The 15,995-nt window shown below is 70.0% G+C and carries 18 protein-coding genes; 14 read left to right on the forward strand and 4 right to left on the reverse strand.

Going from position 1 to position 15,995, the window contains the following annotated elements; genetic code table 11:
- Nucleotides 1-19: 19 nt before the first annotated feature.
- Nucleotides 20-253, reverse strand: a complete 234-nt coding sequence (locus tag MRB47_RS00075; protein ID WP_252102656.1) for a hypothetical protein — start codon at nt 251-253, stop codon at nt 20-22.
- Between the two features lie 169 nt (nt 254-422).
- On the opposite strand from MRB47_RS00075, the gene MRB47_RS00080 reads away from it, so the two are divergent.
- The 4 genes from MRB47_RS00080 (at nt 423) to MRB47_RS00095 (ending at nt 2,674) form a co-directional block, all read left to right on the forward strand.
- The gene (locus MRB47_RS00080) at nt 423-944 is read left to right on the forward strand and encodes a GNAT family N-acetyltransferase (RefSeq protein WP_088888006.1); all 522 of its coding nucleotides are present in this window, start codon (nt 423-425) and stop codon (nt 942-944) included.
- Nucleotides 941-1,354 (forward strand): YkgJ family cysteine cluster protein, encoded by a 414-nt coding sequence (locus MRB47_RS00085; protein WP_252101543.1) that lies wholly within the window; start codon nt 941-943, stop codon nt 1,352-1,354. Before MRB47_RS00080 ends, MRB47_RS00085 begins: the two co-directional genes overlap by 4 nt.
- A 106-nt stretch (nt 1,355-1,460) precedes the next feature.
- Nucleotides 1,461-1,898 carry an OsmC family protein gene (locus tag MRB47_RS00090; protein ID WP_011807225.1) on the forward strand — a complete coding sequence of 146 codons (438 nt, stop codon included), beginning with the start codon at nt 1,461-1,463 and terminating at the stop codon, nt 1,896-1,898.
- 11 nt (nt 1,899-1,909) lie between these two features.
- On the forward strand, nt 1,910-2,674 hold the full coding sequence (locus MRB47_RS00095; RefSeq protein WP_252101544.1) for a DUF72 domain-containing protein: 765 nt from the start codon (nt 1,910-1,912) through the stop codon (nt 2,672-2,674).
- Nucleotides 2,675-2,760: 86 nt separating this feature from the next.
- On the opposite strand, the gene MRB47_RS00100 is transcribed toward MRB47_RS00095, so the two are convergent.
- Complete coding sequence (locus MRB47_RS00100) at nt 2,761-3,054, reverse strand: acylphosphatase (protein ID WP_011807227.1); 294 nt, start codon at nt 3,052-3,054, stop codon at nt 2,761-2,763.
- A gap of 40 nt (nt 3,055-3,094) precedes the next feature.
- Here MRB47_RS00100 and MRB47_RS00105 point away from each other — a divergent pair, with 40 nt between their 5' ends.
- From MRB47_RS00105 to MRB47_RS00115, 3 genes are all read left to right on the forward strand, one after another.
- On the forward strand, nt 3,095-3,328 hold the full coding sequence (locus tag MRB47_RS00105) for an ATP-binding protein (RefSeq protein ID WP_252101545.1): 234 nt from the start codon (nt 3,095-3,097) through the stop codon (nt 3,326-3,328).
- A 61-nt stretch (nt 3,329-3,389) separates the two neighbouring features.
- Nucleotides 3,390-4,985 carry a gamma-glutamyltransferase family protein gene (locus tag MRB47_RS00110; RefSeq protein ID WP_252101546.1) on the forward strand — a complete coding sequence of 532 codons (1,596 nt, stop codon included), beginning with the start codon at nt 3,390-3,392 and terminating at the stop codon, nt 4,983-4,985.
- A 352-nt stretch (nt 4,986-5,337) separates the two neighbouring features.
- A complete protein-coding gene (locus MRB47_RS00115) occupies nt 5,338-6,756 on the forward strand; it encodes a homoserine dehydrogenase (protein WP_252101547.1) in 1,419 nt (472 codons plus the stop codon).
- Nucleotides 6,757-6,808: 52 nt separating this feature from the next.
- On the opposite strand, the gene MRB47_RS00120 is transcribed toward MRB47_RS00115, so the two are convergent.
- Entirely contained in the window at nt 6,809-7,117 is a 309-nt protein-coding gene (locus MRB47_RS00120; RefSeq protein WP_252101548.1) for a hypothetical protein, read from the reverse strand.
- A 249-nt stretch (nt 7,118-7,366) separates the two neighbouring features.
- Here MRB47_RS00120 and dinG point away from each other — a divergent pair, with 249 nt between their 5' ends.
- The 5 genes from dinG to MRB47_RS00145 all read left to right on the forward strand — a co-directional run bounded on the left by dinG (nt 7,367) and on the right by MRB47_RS00145 (nt 12,509).
- Nucleotides 7,367-9,556 carry an ATP-dependent DNA helicase DinG gene (gene dinG, locus MRB47_RS00125; RefSeq protein ID WP_252101549.1) on the forward strand — a complete coding sequence of 730 codons (2,190 nt, stop codon included), beginning with the start codon at nt 7,367-7,369 and terminating at the stop codon, nt 9,554-9,556.
- 184 nt (nt 9,557-9,740) lie between these two features.
- Nucleotides 9,741-9,938 (forward strand): hypothetical protein, encoded by a 198-nt coding sequence (locus tag MRB47_RS00130; RefSeq protein ID WP_011807233.1) that lies wholly within the window; start codon nt 9,741-9,743, stop codon nt 9,936-9,938.
- A 145-nt stretch (nt 9,939-10,083) separates the two neighbouring features.
- Complete coding sequence (locus MRB47_RS00135; RefSeq protein WP_252101550.1) at nt 10,084-10,740, forward strand: PolC-type DNA polymerase III; 657 nt, start codon at nt 10,084-10,086, stop codon at nt 10,738-10,740.
- 207 nt (nt 10,741-10,947) lie between these two features.
- Nucleotides 10,948-11,454 (forward strand): pyridoxamine 5'-phosphate oxidase family protein, encoded by a 507-nt coding sequence (locus tag MRB47_RS00140; protein ID WP_011807235.1) that lies wholly within the window; start codon nt 10,948-10,950, stop codon nt 11,452-11,454.
- 190 nt (nt 11,455-11,644) lie between these two features.
- Nucleotides 11,645-12,509, forward strand: a protein-coding gene (locus tag MRB47_RS00145) for an IS5 family transposase (RefSeq protein WP_252100767.1) whose coding sequence is annotated in 2 segments (ribosomal slippage) — nt 11,645-12,063 and nt 12,062-12,509 — 867 coding nt in all. Because the reading frame shifts where the segments join, the coding sequence is not laid out codon by codon here.
- 174 nt (nt 12,510-12,683) lie between these two features.
- Here MRB47_RS00145 and MRB47_RS00150 read toward each other — a convergent pair.
- On the reverse strand, nt 12,684-14,012 hold the full coding sequence (locus MRB47_RS00150; protein WP_252101551.1) for an aminotransferase class I/II-fold pyridoxal phosphate-dependent enzyme: 1,329 nt from the start codon (nt 14,010-14,012) through the stop codon (nt 12,684-12,686).
- Between the two features lie 217 nt (nt 14,013-14,229).
- Here MRB47_RS00150 and MRB47_RS00155 point away from each other — a divergent pair, with 217 nt between their 5' ends.
- Together MRB47_RS00155 and MRB47_RS00160 are read left to right on the forward strand one after the other, a co-directional pair.
- Nucleotides 14,230-14,712 (forward strand): C40 family peptidase, encoded by a 483-nt coding sequence (locus MRB47_RS00155; RefSeq protein ID WP_012655137.1) that lies wholly within the window; start codon nt 14,230-14,232, stop codon nt 14,710-14,712.
- A 127-nt stretch (nt 14,713-14,839) separates the two neighbouring features.
- Nucleotides 14,840-15,940: a 3-deoxy-7-phosphoheptulonate synthase gene (locus tag MRB47_RS00160; RefSeq protein ID WP_172204945.1), complete on the forward strand. Its 1,101-nt coding sequence runs from the start codon at nt 14,840-14,842 to the stop codon at nt 15,938-15,940.
- Nucleotides 15,941-15,995: the final 55 nt, after the last annotated feature.

A 15,995-nucleotide genomic window follows, 5' to 3' on the forward strand; every position in this document is an offset into this window, starting at 1 on the left:
ACCAGGCCCGTCGCAGCCCTCACGGAAGGCGCAAATCCATACCGAGCATCCTGGAAAGGCCGAAGGTGAAGAGCAACACCGCCAGCAGCGCCAGCATGAAAACGGCAACGACCTTGCCGCTCGTGCGCAGCAGCGCGCGCCTGTCCGTTCCTTTGTTCCCCTGGTCGTAATGCCATTTGATGGCAAAGAACATGCACGTGCCGAAGACGAGCACCTTGAACGTGATGAAGATTACAGGGACCCAGTCGATCATTTTTTGAGGAATTTCAGCGTTTGAGTTGTTATTGTCTACCGTGAAGAACACCACCGCTGCATGGCAGGTCATGGCTAGCAAAAAGCAACCGGCAGCAATGCATCGGTTGCAGCCCTCCACACCATTGCGTTTTTAATGAACTTCTGCTGCACCAAAGCCGTTGGCAGTTATGACCGTCTTGACCATCCGCCCCGCCACCATTGACGACACCGATCTGATCCTGCACTTCGTGCGGGAGTTGGCGATCTATGAAAAAGCGGAGCATGAGGCGCTGGCCACGCCCGCGCACGTGCACCGCACGCTGTTCTGCGCCAACCCCAAGGTGCACGGCCTGATCTGCGAGGCCGGCGGCACCGCCGTGGGCTTCGCGGTGTACTTCTTCAACTACTCCACCTGGCAGGGCCGCCACGGCCTGTACCTGGAAGACCTGTACGTCTCGCCAGAGCACCGCGGCAAGGGCGCAGGCATGGCGCTGCTGCGGCAACTGGCCCGCATCGCCGTGGACCACGACTGCGGGCGCTTCGAGTGGAGCGTGCTGGACTGGAACACACCGTCCATCGCGCTGTACGACAGCCTGGGCGCACGCCCGCAGAGCGAATGGATCCGCTACCGTCTCACGGGCGACGAGCTGCACGCGCTGGCGGCGCAGGCCCGGCCGCTGGACCCGCAGCCCTGCACGCCCGCGCCATGAGATCCCCCATCGCCATCGTCGACGTCGACCGCGTCGACACCTGGACCCGCTACCGCGCGGGCCTGTGCGAGAGCTGCGCGGCCAACTGCTGCACCATGCCGCTGGAAGTGCACCTGTCCGACCTGGTGCGCCTGGGCCTGGTGGACGCCTTCGAGGCCGAGCATGAAGAGCCCCGCCACATCGCCAAACGGCTGCAGAAGGCGCGGCTGATCGACCACTTCAACCACAAGAACACCCTCTTCACCCTGGCGCGGCGCGCCAATGGCGACTGCCAGTTGCTGGACGCCGCCACGCGCCTGTGCACGGTGTACGAGCAGCGGCCCGAGACCTGCCGCCTGCATCCGCAGAAGAAAAGCCCCAAGCCCGGCTACTGCGCCTACGGCGCGCGCGAGCGGCAGCGCCGCGGCTGACCACCACGCTGTAGGACGCGGCCCACGCCGCAAGCCAGCGGCCGCCCACCTGCGCCGCGCGCGCGGCATGGTGTCATGGGCGTCTTTGCACACTGTGGAGGTTCCCATGTCCGAGAAGAAGGCCAGCGTTCACTGGGAAGGCGGCGGCAAGGCCGGCCAGGGCCAGATCAGCACCGAGACCGAAGCGCTGCAGAAGTACCCCTATGGCTTTGCCAGCCGCTTTGGCGACGACCGCAAGGGCACCAATCCCGAGGAAATCCTGGGCGCGGCGCATGCCGCCTGCTTCACGATGGCCTTCTCGTTCGCGGCGGACAAGGCCGGCTTCGCCACCGAGCGCGTCGACACCACGGCCAGCGTGCGGCTGACCCAGCAGGGCGAGGGTTTTCTCATCGACCGCATCGCGCTCACGCTGAAGGCCAAGGTGCCGGGTATGGACGAGGCCACCTTCCAGAAGCTGGCCGCCGACGCCAAGGCCAACTGCCCCTTGTCCAAGGCGCTGGCCGCGGTGCCGGAGATCACGCTCAGCGCCACCCTGGTGCAGTGAGCGGCGCTGCCGTGGACACCGCCACCGGCCGCCCGCACATCCGCGTCGGCATCGGCGGCTGGACCTTCGCGCCCTGGCGCGGCAGTTTCTACCCGCCGGGCCTGGCGCAGGCCAAGGAACTGCATTACGCCAGCCGCCAGCTCACGGCCATCGAGGTCAACGGCACGTTCTACAGCACCTTCCAGCCCGCCACCTTCGCCAAGTGGCACGACGAAACGCCCGACGGCTTCATGTTCTCGCTCAAGGCCCACCGGCTGGTGACGCACCGCCGGGTGCTGGCCACGGCGGGTGATGCGATCGCGCGCTTCGTGGGCAGCGGCATTGCGCAGTTGCAGGGCAAGCTCGGCCCCATCGTCTGGCAGTTCATGCCCAGCAAGCGGTTCGAGGAAGCGGACTTCGAGGCCTTCCTGGCGCTGCTGCCGCGCGAAGTGGATGGGCGCCGCCCGCGCCATGCGCTGGACGTGCGGCACGAGAGCTTTGCCACGCCGGCCTTCATCGCCCTGGCACGCCGCTACGGCTGCGTGCCGGTGTGCACGGACTCCGAGAAATTCCCCGCGATGGCCGACGCCGAGGCCGACTTTGCCTACCTGCGGCTGATGCGCAGCCAGGCCGACATCCCCACCGGCTACACGCCCGAGGCCATCGCGCAATGGGCCGCCGGCGTGCGCGCCTGGACCGGCGGCGAGCAGCCGCGCGACGTATTCGTGTACTTCATCAACGGCGCCAAGGAGCGGGCACCCGCCGGCGCGCTGGAATTGCTGCGGCAGCTCGCCTGACGCCCAGCCGGAACGGCCGCCGCCGGCAAGCTCCTGTTTCCATAGCTGCCAGCGCTTGCTGGATAAGCGCTAGAGGCCGATTTTACTTAAACCGTCTCGCGCTGCTCAAACCCTTGGGCGTCGCAGGCGGGCGCCTCTGCCACCTCCACACGCTCCACCCGCGCGGCGGGCGGACCCTCGTGGGCCCAGTCGATCAACGCCTGCACGGCCGGCGCGGCGCCGCTGGCCAGCGCTTCCACGGTGCCGTCCTGGCGGTTGCGCACCCAGCCCTGCACGCCCAGGCGGCGCGCGGCTTCGGTCATGGATTTGCGGTAATACACGCCCTGCACCAGGCCGTGGATGCGCAGGTGGCGGGTGATGGAAGCAGCGGATTCAGCCATAAGCCCCGCACTGTAGCGCCCGCCGTGGCATGCTGCGCCGATGACCGCCCCGCGCAAGGCCCTGCCCGCGATCGACCTGCAGCGCTGCACCGGCTGTGGCTGGTGCGTGGGCGTGTGCCCGCCGCATGTGCTGTCGCTGCAGGTGCAGGGACCGGAGCGCTTCGGCCCCAAACGCTCGGTGCTGCATGACGCGCCGGGCTGTACCGGCTGCGCACTGTGCGCGCTGCGCTGCCCGTTCGACGCGATCCGCATGGTGCGTAACTCCCCGCAGTAGGGCGGCGCCTTCGCGGCGGCACAATCGAACAGGCATTCCTTCCCCTTCCAGATCGGCTTCCATGACTTGGCAACTCCCCTACCCCTCCGGCCGTCAGCCCGTGCTGGCGCGCAACGTGGTCTCCACCTCCCAGCCGCTGGCCGCGCAGGCCGGCGCGGCGGCGTTTGCGCGCGGCGGCAATGCGATCGACGCGGCCCTGGCCGCGGCCATCACGCTCACGGTGGTGGAGCCGGTGATGAACGGGATTGGCGGCGACGCCTTCGCGCTGGTGTGGGACGGCGCCGCGCTGCACGGCCTGAACGCCTCGGGCCGCGCGCCGCGCGCCTGGTCGGCCGAACGCTTTGCCCACCTGCCGCAAATGCCGCGCATCGGCTGGGACACGGTGACCACGCCCGGCGGCGTGGCGGGCTGGGTGGCACTGTCCGAGCGCTTTGGCGCCCTGCCCTTCGAAGACCTGTTCACCGACGCCATCCGCCACGCGCGCGACGGCTTTCCCGTCAGCCCGGTGATCGCGCGCCAGTGGGCGCAAGCGGCCATCGACCTCAAGGGCCAGCCGGGCTTCGAGGCCTTCACACCCGGCGGGCGCGCGCCGCAGGCGGGCGAGATCTGGCGCTTTGCCGACCAGGCGGACACGCTGGCGGACATCGCCCGCACGCGCGGCGCGTCGTTCTACCGCGGCCGGCTGGCGCAGGCCATGGCCGACTACGCGCGCCAGCACGGCGCAGGCCTGGCGCTGGAGGACCTGGCCGCGCACGCCGTGGAATGGGTGCAGCCCATCAGCGTGCCCTTTGGCGACCGCACGGTGCATGAGATTCCGCCCAACGGCCAGGGCATCGCCGCGCTGATGGCGCTGGGCCTGCTGGAGCATCTGCCCTACCGCAGCACCGCAGCGGGCTCGGCCGCGCGCATGCACCTGGAGATCGAGGCCATGCGCGTGGCCTTTGCCGACCTGTACGCCCACGTGGCCGACCCGGCCCACATGCGCCTCACCCCCGCGCAGCTGCTGGACCCGGCCTACCTGCGCCAGCGCGCAGCGCTCATCGACCCGCAGCGCGCCGGCCAGTACCCCGCCGGCCAGCCCGGCAGCGGCGGCACGGTGTATCTGTGCACGGCCGACAGCGAGGGGCGCATGGTGTCGTTCATCCAGTCCAACTTCAAGGGCTTCGGCTCGGGCGTGGTGGTGCCGGGCACGGGCATCGCGCTGCACAACCGCGGCATGGGCTTCGTCACCACGCCGGGCCACCCCAACCAGGTGGCGGGCGGCAAGCGGCCCATGCACAGCATCATTCCCGCCTTCGTCACGCGCGGCGGCCAGCCCCACATGGCCTTTGGCGTGATGGGCGGCAACATGCAGGCCCAGGGCCATGTGCAGATGGTGCTGCGCGAGGCCGTGGAGGGCCTGAACCCCCAGGCCTGCTCCGACGCGCCGCGCTGGCGCATCAACGACGCGGGCGCGCTGACGCTGGAGCACACCGTGCCCGCCGCCGTGGTCGAGGGCCTGCGCGCGCTGGGGCACGACCCGCAGGTGGCCGCGCCCGGCAGCCTGGAATTCGGCAGCGCGCAGATCATCCGCCGGCTGGAGGCCACGCCCGGCACCCGCTTCGCCTACGCCGCGGGCTCCGACCACCGGCGCGACGGCCAGGCCGTCGGCTGCTGATTCTTATCCCTAGGCATTCAAACCAAAACCGCCTCTAGCGCTTGTCCATCAAGCGCTAGCAGCTATCAAATCAAGAGTAAAGCACGCTGCACCGTCACCTGCGCTACACTGCACGCATGCTGTTCACACTGCTTTGCTCTGACCCACGCACCCCCGCCACCGGCGCGGCGCGGGCCTGCGCATCGGGTGTGAACGCACGAATGATTACCACCATGACCACCGCGGCAGCCTAGCGCACGCGCAGGGTGGCCGCACCGGCGGCCCCCTGGTGTCTTCTTCCCCTCCGAACGAAACCCAGCCCCGGCCGCTGGGTTTTTTTGTGGGCTTTTGCAGCCCGTGTTTGGAGAAAGACATGTTCGTAGAACCCCAGCTCAGCCCCTCGCCCGAGGTGCACGCCAGTGCGCGCCGCGCCCCGGCCCCGCCCCCTGCCCTGCGCGTGGGCATGATCGGCACCGGCACCGTGGGCAGCGGCGTGTGGCGGGTGCTGCGGCGCAACCGGGACCTCATCAACGCACGCGCGGGGCGCGCCATCGAGATCGTCGCGGTCGCCGCGCGCAACACCGCGCGTGCCGCTGCGGCGCTGGACGGCGCGCCCGGCGTGCGCCTGCTGGCCGACCCGCTGCAACTGGCCACCGACCCCGGCGTGGACGTGGTGCTGGAACTGGCCGGCGGCACGGGCGCCGCACGCGACTGGGTGCAGGCCGCGCTGGCGCATGGCAAGCATGTGGTGACCGCCAACAAGGCCCTGCTGGCCACGCACGGCGAGGCGCTGGCGCAGGCCGCCGCGCGCCACGGCCGGGTGCTGGCCTACGAGGCGGCCGTGGCCGGCAGCGTGCCCGTGATCAAGGCGCTGCGCGAAGGGCTGGCGGCCAACCGCATCACCGCGCTGGCAGGCGTGCTCAACGGCACCAGCAACTACATCCTCACGCGCATGCAGGCGGCGGGCCTCGGCTTTGCCGCCGCGCTCACCGAAGCCCAGGCACTGGGCTATGCCGAGGCCGATCCGGCCTTCGACGTGGACGGCACCGACGCCGCGCACAAGCTGGCGCTGCTGGCCGCCAACGCGTTCGGCATGCCGGTGCGGCTGGACGCCGTGCATGTCGAGGGCATCCGCGACCTGCAGCGGGGCGACGTGGCCGCGGCCGCGCAACTGGGCTACGCCGTCAAGCTGCTGGCCGTGGCCGAGCAGCAGGAGTGCGAGGGCAGCGTGGCCATCCAGCTGCGCGTGCACCCGGCCCTGGTGCCCGCGCGGCACCCGCTGGCGCTGCTGGACGGCGCGACCAACGGGCTGCTGGTGCATAGCGACGCGGCCGGCAGCGCCTTCTTCAGCGGCGCGGGCGCCGGCAGCGAGCCCACGGCGAGCGCCGTGCTGGCGGACCTGATCGACCTGGCGCGCCTGCCGGCTGTTTCTTCCCCGGCACCCACGGGCCCTGGCGTGCCCACACTGGGCACCCACCGCCGCGCGGGCGACGCCCCTGCCGTACTGCCGATGGCCTCAGTGAAGACGCCGCACCTGCTGCGCCTGCTGCCCGGTGCGGCCCTGTGCGAAACGGCAGTGCTACGGGCGCTGGCCCGCGAGGGCGTCACGGTGCGGCGCCGCACGTGGGCGGCACCCGTCACCCCGAGCGGAGCGCCCGAGTTGCTGCTGCTCACCGCGCCGGCGCCCGATGCGCTGGCCGCACAGGCCACCGCGCGGTTGCAGGCGTACACGGGTGCGCAGGTGCGGCGGCTGCGCGTGGAGCTGTGCAGCGCCCTCACGGATGAACAATAAAAACAGGTGCTAGCGCTTTACCATCAAGCGCTAACAGCTACGTTTTTAATAGCTATTTCGAGTCCTTGAGCTTGCGATAGGTGCGGTCGGCGGGCGGCCCACGGTCGGTGTCTTGCAGGCCGCGTTCCACGTCGCGGTGGGCCTGCTCGACCTCGGGATGGCGCTCGCCGCCGGTCATGGTGACGGACTGGTCCCGCTCGTGCGGCAGCTTGGGCGCGGCGGGGGTGCCGGCGGCGCGTTCCTGCTGGGGCGGGGTCTGCAGGTCCACGCCCTGTTCGTGGACATCGGTGTGCTCGCCCGGCGACGGCGGCGCGGCGCCCGGGGCATTGGAAGGGGACGGGGTATCGCGATGGGATGGCATGGGGAACCTCTCGTTTGCCTGCAAGGCAGATCGCCCCATGCTAGGCAGGCCCCGCCCGGTTCCGCGTAGGCCGGGGGCGGACGACGGCATCAGCGTTGGGCGCACGGGCGACCACGCATCACCTGGGGGGCACGGCCAGGGGTGTATAGCCGGCCCTGAGCAGTGCCCAGCCCGCTTCGGCTAACATGCCTGGATGCATTTACAGTGGCACGCACTGCAAAGCCGGTCCCGCGCCTGATCTCCCCTTCCATGTCCTCCACAGAGTGGGCCGCCCAGGCCCTGCAATCGTTCGAGGCGGTGGTCCAGTCCACGGCCGGCTTTCGCGTGCGCGAGGGCCAGCGGCGCATGGCCGAGCAGGTGGCCCAGACCTTCAGCCAGGCGCAGCTGGGCAAGCTGGAGGACGACGATGCCCTGCCCCAGCGCGCGATTGCCGTGGTGCAGGCCGGCACGGGCGTGGGCAAGTCGCTGGCCTACAGCGTGCCCGCGATTGCGATGGCGCTGGCGCGCGGCACGCGGGTGCTGATCTCCACCGCCACCGTGGCGCTGCAGGAGCAGCTGGTGCACAAGGACTTGCCCGCCCTGGCCGCGCGCATGGAGCAACCCTTCCAGTTCGCGCTGGCCAAGGGGCGCGGGCGCTATGTGTGCAAGCTCAAGCTGGAGCGCCTGGCCAGCGGCGGCGCGGCCGGCCCGGGCGGTGACGGCGACCTGCCCGACGACGACCTGTTCGCCGACGAGGAAGCCGAGCAGCGCGGCAAGCGCCCGCGCCACGAGTCCGAGGCGCGCATGAAGTTCTACGCCAGCATGGCCGACGCGCTGGCGACCAGCGAATGGGACGGCGACCGCGACACGCTCGCTACGCCGCCCGAACCCGAGGCCTGGAGTCCCGTGGCGGCCGAGGCCAGTTCCTGCACCGGCAAGCACTGCCCGGTGTTCAACCAGTGCACCTACTACGAGCGGCGCAAGCAACTCGTGGCCGCGCAGGTCATCGTGGCCAACCACGACCTGCTGCTGTCGTCCCTGGGCGCGCGTCTGCTGCCCGAGCTGGACAACTGCCTGCTGGTGATCGACGAGGCCCACCACCTGCCCGCCACCGCGCTCGACCAGTTCGCCTGCGAGGCCGACCTCTCGCGCCTGACCTGGATCGACCGCCTGGCCAGCCGCGCGCTGCGCATCGGCCAGCTGGTGGAGGTCGAGGAAATTGCCGACATCCCCAACCACGCCGCGCGCCTGCGCGCCGCGCTGCAGGATGCCGCGCGCCTGGTGATGGACGTGTATGGCGAGCAACTGCGTGCGCCCGTGCCGGGGCGCCGCCAGTTCGCATCCAGCCTGCCCACGCGCGCCCGCGTGGCCGGCGGTGTGCTGCCCGAAGCGTTGGTGGAGCCCTTCAGCCAGGCCGCGCACCACGCCGAGGGCTTCCTGAACGCCCTGCGCGCCATTTCCAAGGCCCTGCGCAGCGAAATGCGCGACAAGCCCGACGAGGCGCGGCGCCTGTCGCAGCTGTATGCGCAGATCGGCGTGCTGGCGCCGCGGCTGGAGGCCGTGCACGCGGCCGCCCAGTTGCTGCTGCAGGACGCGCCCGAGGGCGCGGTGCCGGCCGCCAAGTGGTTCACGCTGGAGGTCGAGGGCGACTTCATCGTCGTGCGCGCGCATGCCAGCCCCGTGCTGCCGGGTAATACGTTGCGCAACCACCTGTGGTCCGCCGTGCGCGGCGCGGTGCTGACCTCGGCCACGCTCACCAGTTGCGGGCAGTTCGACTTCTTCCTGCGCGAGTCGGGCCTGTTCGGCGACGAAGCCGTGACCACGCTGGCCGTGCCCAGCCCGTTCGACTACGCGCTGCAGGGCACGCTGGTGGCCACCGAGACCCGCGCCGAGCCGCGCGATGCGCAGGCCTTCACCGCCGAGATGGTGGACGCGCTGCTGTCCGACCTGGCCCTGGTCGAGGCTGGCGCGCTGGTGCTGTTCACCTCGCGCGAGCAGATGCGCCAGGCCGTGGACATGCTGCCCACCGCCATGCGCAGCGCCGTGCTGGTGCAAAACACCCTGCCCCGCCCACAGCTGCTGGCCCGCCACCGCGAGCGCGTGGCCGAAGGCCAGCCCTCCATCATCTTCGGCATGCAATCCTTCGGCGAGGGGCTGGACCTGCCCGGCAGGCTGTGCGAATCGCTCTTCATCACCAAGCTGCCCTTCGCCCCGCCCGACGACCCCGTGGGCGAGGCCCGCGCCGAATGGCTGCGCGGCGCCGGGCGCGACCCGTTCAGCGAACTGGTGGTGCCCGCCACCGCCATCCGCCTGGCGCAGTGGGTGGGCCGCGCCATCCGCACCGAGGAAGACCGCGCCCACGTGTATTGCTACGACAAGCGCCTGGTGCGCACCGGCTACGGCCAGCGGCTGCTGCAGGGCTTGCCGCCGTTCACGCTGGCGCGCCGGGCCGCAGGGTGACCGATTGCTCCTATTGGTATAGCTGTTGGCGCTTGCTGGATAAGCGCTGGAGCCCGATTGGACCATTAGCCCCTTCCCGCATCGCCTGTCGGGCCGCGTCCCACAGGCGGGCAGGCCCATCGCCGACGCCCGCGCTCTGCCGTGCTGCCTAGAGTGGATTGGACCGATCTCTGAAAGGCCCGCCATGAAGCGCACCAACGACAACTCGGGCGCCACCGACAAGGTGGCCAACGACCATAACCAGCAGGGGCACCAGCCCCCCACGGCCCTGAACCAGGCGCGTCGCACGCCCGATAGCCGCAGCGACCGCACGGACCAGGTGGGCAGCGGCAACCAGGCGCAGTCGCGCCGCGGCAGCAAGAACCAAGGCGGCGCGGGCTGAGCCCGGCCTGCAGGGCCTGCATAGCCCGACACCCACACTTTTGGGGGCGGCGGCGCTTTGTGCGTGGCGGCTACGATTACGCACCGGTGCCGGTGGCCCGTGCCTATCGCACGGGGTGCGCGGGGCCGGTTTCCTGCCGTCCCGCATGCCGTCCGCCCCCATCGCCGTCATCGATTTCGAAACCACCGGCATGATGCCTGCCCAGGGTGCACGCGCCACCGAGGTGGCCATCGTGCTGATGGAAGGCGACCGCGTAGTGGACCGCTACCAGAGCCTGATGCGCACGGGCGTGCGGATCCCTCCCTTCATCACGCAGCTCACCGGCATCACGAATGCCATGGTGGAGGCCGCCCCCGATGCCGCCGCAGTGATGCGCGGGGCCGCGCGCTTCGTGGGCGACGCGCCCATGGTGGCCCACAACGCCGCATTCGACCGCAAGTTCTGGCAGGCCGAATTGCAGTACGCCGGGCTCGCCGCGCCCCATCCGTTCGCCTGCACCGTGCTGCTGTCGCGCCGCGTGTACCCCGATGCGCCCAGCCACAGCCTGGGCCGCCTCACGGACCACCTCGGCCTGCCGCGCGCCGGGCGCGCCCACCGCGCGCTGGCCGATGCGGAAATGGCCGCCGCGCTGCTGGCCTGTATGCAGCGTGACCTGTGCCAACGCTTCGGCCTGGCCTGGCCAGACCACGCGCTGCTGATGCAGCTGCAGCGCTGCGCACGCCCTGCCATCGGCAAGCTGCTGCAGCGCCACCGCCAGGCCGCGCCAGCCGAACAGCCGCCAACGGCATTGCAAATGGGGTAGCTGCCCGTGCCATTGCCGCGGGCGCTGCAGGGCATTTTTCATGCCTCTCCCATTCATAACACGCGTCGGATTGCGCGCACATCCAGGCGTGACCGGGGCCGACGCCGCGCACCCCGAGCGCACCCTACAGTGCGTTGCATGCCCGTCCCGGCGCGTGCGTGACGCACCGCGCCGTGGCGTCCACCTACATCCCACGGAGGTTCTCCCATGTCCATGCCCGACGATTCCCCCCACGCCACGCTGTGGAACCGCATCAAGGACATCCGCTTTGCCATGCTCGCCCACCGCGCGGCCGACGGCCGGCTGCATGCCCACCCGCTGACCACGCTGAACAAGGACATCGATGCGCAGAGTCAACTGTTCTTCTTCATCCCGCGCGGCAGCGAGTTGCACAGCCGCCTGCAGGCCGACAGCCAGGTGCATTTGAGCTACGCCGACCCGGGCGAAGACTGCTACGTGTCGCTGTCGGGCACGGCCGGTTTCATCGAGGACCCCGCGCGCAAGGAAGCACTGTGGACGCCGCTGGCCAAGGCCTGGTTCCCCGACGGTCCCACAGACCCCAATCTGGTGCTGCTGGCCGTCCGCATCGAGCATGCGGAATACTGGGACGTGAAGGACAGCAAGCTCTCCCAGCTCTACCAACTGGCCACCGCCGCGTTGACCGGCGAGCAGCCCAAGCCGCTGGGCGAGCACCGCGAGCTGTCGCTGGATTGACGGCGCGCCCAACCCGCGCGGGGGCACTTTGCGCGAGGAGCGTCTGTCTTGCCAGCGCATGTTGCTGGAGCGGAGAGCGGGCGCCGCAAGCCGCGGCGTGCCCCGCCACAGGTAGCCCTTAACCCTTAGGATCTATCCGCAAATTAAACTATGTTCCTGAGTCGCCCGTGATGCGGCGCAGGAGATGTAGATGGCCAAGGTGCATGCCAATTCGTGGGAAGTGACGGACGAGTTCTGGAGCCGGGTGGAGCCGCTGGTGCCGCAGCCTGCGCGCGATCCTGACAAGCAGTACAAGCGCGCAGCCGGAGCGGGCCGCCCGAGCAAACCGCCACGGCTGGTGTTCGAGGCCATCATGTATGTGCTGCGCACTGGCTGCCAATGGAAGGCATTGCCTGCTGAGCGCTTCGGCAGCGCCAGCGCGATCCATCAGAAGTTCATGCTGTGGTCCAAGGCCGGGTTCTTTGAGAACCTGTGGCGTGCAGGTCTTGCTGAGTACGATGATTTCGAAGGCGTTGCCTGGCGCTGGCAAAGCATTGATGGGGCCATGTTCAAGGCGCCACTGGCGCAAGAGGCTGTGGGGCGCAACCCGACGGATCGGGGGAAAAAAAGGCAGCAAGCGTCACCTGCTGGTGGACGGGCGTGGCGTCCCGTTGTCACTCGTCGTGACCGGGGCCAACGCGCACGACGTGACGCAACTTGAGGCCGTGCTGGCGTCCTGCATGATCAAGCGCCCCACACCCAAGCAGCGACGCAGCAAGCACCTATGCGCTGATGCCGGCTACCGGGGAAAGAACGCCATGAAGATCATCCTGGCCCACGGCTATATCCCGCATGTAGTGGGCCGCAAGAGCGAGGCAGAGCGCAAGAAACGCAATCCGCAGAAGAAGGCGCGCCGCTGGGTAGTGGAGGCATGCCATGGGTGGTTCAACAGATTCCGCAAGCTGCTCGTGCGCTACGAAAAGCTGGAGCACACGTTTCTCGCGCTTAACCATCTGGCCGCTGCCATCATCACCTTGCGAAAGATCAGTCTACCTGTCAATATTATTTACGGATAAATCCTTAGCTCGTCGCCCGCAGAGAGGCCAACCACAGACCACGTGGCGGCATTTCCAAGGACCGCCTCCCTCCGCGCAAGAGGCGAGATTTCAAGAAGCGGGACTTTGACAAAACCCGCCATGGGCGGCGTGCAGCACGGAAGCGCTGGCGTATTCGCGGCGCGCTCGCGTTCGTTAAAACACCGCCCGCACCGCAGGCCGCAGCGCCCCTGCCAGGTCGCGCGCCAGCCGGCCCATATCGCGCACGCCCACGGCGCCCAGGCTGATGCGCACACCCTGCCCGCTGTGCAGCCGCAGCGGCGCGCCCGCCTGCACCGCCCAGCCCGCGGCCGCCAGGGCCTGCACCGCCGCGGCTTCGTCGGACACCGGCACCCAGGCGTGCAGGCCTTCGCCTTCCAGCCAGGGCGCCGCCACCCCGTGGCCGCGCAGCGCGTCCGCCAGCGCCGCACGGCGGGCCGCGTATTGGGCAGCGGCATGGCGCCATGAGCCCCGCGCACGCCCCTGCGCCGCCTGCCGCCACAACTGCGCCACCAGCCCTTGCAACCAGTGGCTGACCCAGCGCGGCCCCAGCGCCTGGTGTGCGCACATGCCCTGCACCAGCGCCGGCGTGCCCGCGGCCAGGGCCACGCGGCAGTCTGCGCCCAACGCCTTGCTCACACTCAGCACATGCAGCCACAGCGGCGGCAGGGCCCCGGCCATCGCCAGGGGCGCATGGCTCAGCAGGCCCCAGTGGTCATCCAGGATCAGCAGCGTGTGCGGATGGGCCCGCAGTTGGCGGCGCAGCGCCTTCCAGCGCGCCGCACCCAGGGCCACGCCCGTGGGGTTGTGCGCGCGCGGCGTAACCACCACGGCGCAGCACTGCGCCAACACGCCCGCTGCCGGCACGCACAGCCCCTGCGCGTCCACGGCCAGGGGTACGGGCTGCAGGCGCAGGCTGTGCAGCAGCGTCAGCAGCGGTGGCCAGCCCGGGTCTTCCACCGCCACGCGGTCGCCGGGGCGCGCATGCTGGCGCAGGGCGCGCTCGATCGCATCCAGCGCACCCGAGAAGACCCCCACGGCATCGCCAGGCAGGCCCTGGCTCTCCAGCCAGGGGCGCGCCTGCGACAGCAGCGCCTCCGCAACCGCTTGCGGCGCATGCGGCACCGCTGCCGGCTGCCCCAGCGCAGCGGCCCAGGCCGCGCCGCGGGGACGCGGCAGCAGCGCAGGATCGGGCTGGCCGCTGGCCAGGTCGCGCAGGCCCTCGGGCGGAGCGAACGACGGGGCAGGGTGGGGCGGCTCGCCCGCTACGCGGGTGCCGCGGCGCCCCGCAGTGACCACGCGGCCCGCGCTGCGCAACCGCGCATAGGCGGCGGCGACGGTGTTGGGATTCACCCCCAGTTCTGCGGCCAGATGGCGCACCGAGGGCAGGGCAGCGCCGCTTGGCAGAGCGCCGCGGCGCATGGCATATTCAAGGCTTGCCGCAATGTCTTTGGCATTGCTTCCTTCTACAGACAACGATGGCATGCACACATTGTATTGTTTGTACTAGTACAAATTTTTGTACTGCGCTACTCAATCGCTGCAATCGCGCCCCACACCCTTCGCGCATGCACCCACGGCGAGGCGCCGCAAGAAAAGTGCAAAAAATGACCCCAAAAAACGTTGCAAAAGTAGGAGAAAGCGCGTTTGGGCGCGGGGTGTTGGCTGCGCCATCGCGCCGCGGCTGCTACGCTTGACCCCCATGCGCGCCTTTGCCCTTCCCGTCCTGACGCTCGCGGCCAGCCTGCTGGTGGTGGGCTGCGGCACCACGCCGCCCACCTCTGCCTCGCGCAACGCCGCCTATTCCCGCCTGTCGCCCGAGCAGTCGAGCGACATCGCCATCCATGCCCTGGGACTGGTGGGCACGCCCTACCGCTACGGCGGCAATACGCCCGACAGCGGCTTTGACTGCAGCGGCCTCATCGGCTACGTGTACACCAGCCGCGCGGGCGTGGCCCCGCCGCGCACGGTGGCCCAGTTGAGCGGCTTCGGCCAGTCCATCGACGCGGACGAGCTGCGCACGGGCGACCTGGTGGTGTTCGGCCGCGGCCGGCCCACGCATGCCGGCATTTACGTGGGGGAGGGGCGCTTCGTACATGCGCCGTCCAGCGGCGGCACGGTGCGCCTGGACCACCTGAAGTCGCGCTACTGGTCGCAACAGTTCGCGAGCTTCCGGCGCCCCTGAAGTTCCACGGCGCCGCTTGCGGCGGCCACAGGCGGTGTTACCTTCCTTCACCGCCACCTGCCGCCGGGGCAGGGCGGCGGACTCCCAGGACAGGCTCTCACGCGGGTAGCGCGACAATCGGGGCACCATGACCCTGACCGAACGCCTCGCATCCCCGCTCACCACCCACGACACCACGCGCATCGACGACCTGCGCATCAAAGCCGTGCGCCCGCTCATCACGCCCGCGCTGCTGCAGGAATGGCAGCCCGCGCCCGATGCGGCGCAGACGCTGGTGGAAAGCAGCCGCGTGGCCATCTCGCGCGTGCTGCACGGGCAGGACGACCGCCTCATCGTCGTGGTGGGACCGTGCTCCATCCACGACCATGACCAGGCCATGGAGTACGCGCGCCTGTTGAAGGAGCAGGCGGATGCGCTGGCGCAGGACCTGCTCATCGTGATGCGCGTGTACTTCGAGAAGCCCCGCACCACCGTGGGCTGGAAGGGCTACATCAACGACCCGCACCTGGACGGCAGCTTCGCCATCAACGAAGGCCTGGAGCGCGCCCGCGCATTGCTGCTGGACGTGCTGGCGCTGGGCCTGCCCGTGGGCACGGAATTTCTGGACCTGCTGTCGCCGCAGTTCATCAGCGACCTGGTGAGCTGGGGCGCCATCGGCGCGCGCACCACCGAAAGCCAGAGCCACCGGCAACTGGCCAGCGGCCTGTCCTGCCCCGTGGGCTTCAAGAACGGCACGGATGGCGGCGTGAAGGTGGCGGCCGACGCCATCCAGGCCGCGCAGGCACCGCATGCCTTCATGGGTATGACCAAGATGGGGCAGGCGGCGATCTTCGAGACGCGCGGCAACCACGACTGCCATGTGATCCTGCGCGGCGGCAAGGCCCCGAACTACGGCGCGGCCGACGTGCAGGCCGCCTGCGCGCTGCTGGAGAAGGCCGGCCAGCGCCCGCAGGTGATGATCGACCTGTCGCATGCCAACAGCAGCAAGCAGCACCGCCGCCAGATCGACGTGGCGCAGGACGTGGCCCAGCAGATCGCCGCGGGCGATGCACGCATCACCGGCGTGATGATCGAGAGCCACCTGCAGGAGGGCCGCCAGGACATCGTGGACGGCCAGCCGCTCACACCCGGCGTGTCGGTCACCGACGCCTGCATCAGCTTCGCGCAGACCGTGCCGGTACTGCAGCAGCTGGCTGCGGCCGTGCGCGAACGCCGCACGCGCGGCTGACACGCTCCGGCGCCGTCGCGGCAGAAAAGAAGGAGGGCGCCCATGTACCATCAGT

Origin of the sequence: Diaphorobacter sp. LI3 (assembly GCF_022807955.1) — a bacterium.
In the GTDB taxonomy this organism is placed as follows: domain Bacteria; phylum Pseudomonadota; class Gammaproteobacteria; order Burkholderiales; family Burkholderiaceae_C; genus Diaphorobacter; species Diaphorobacter nitroreducens.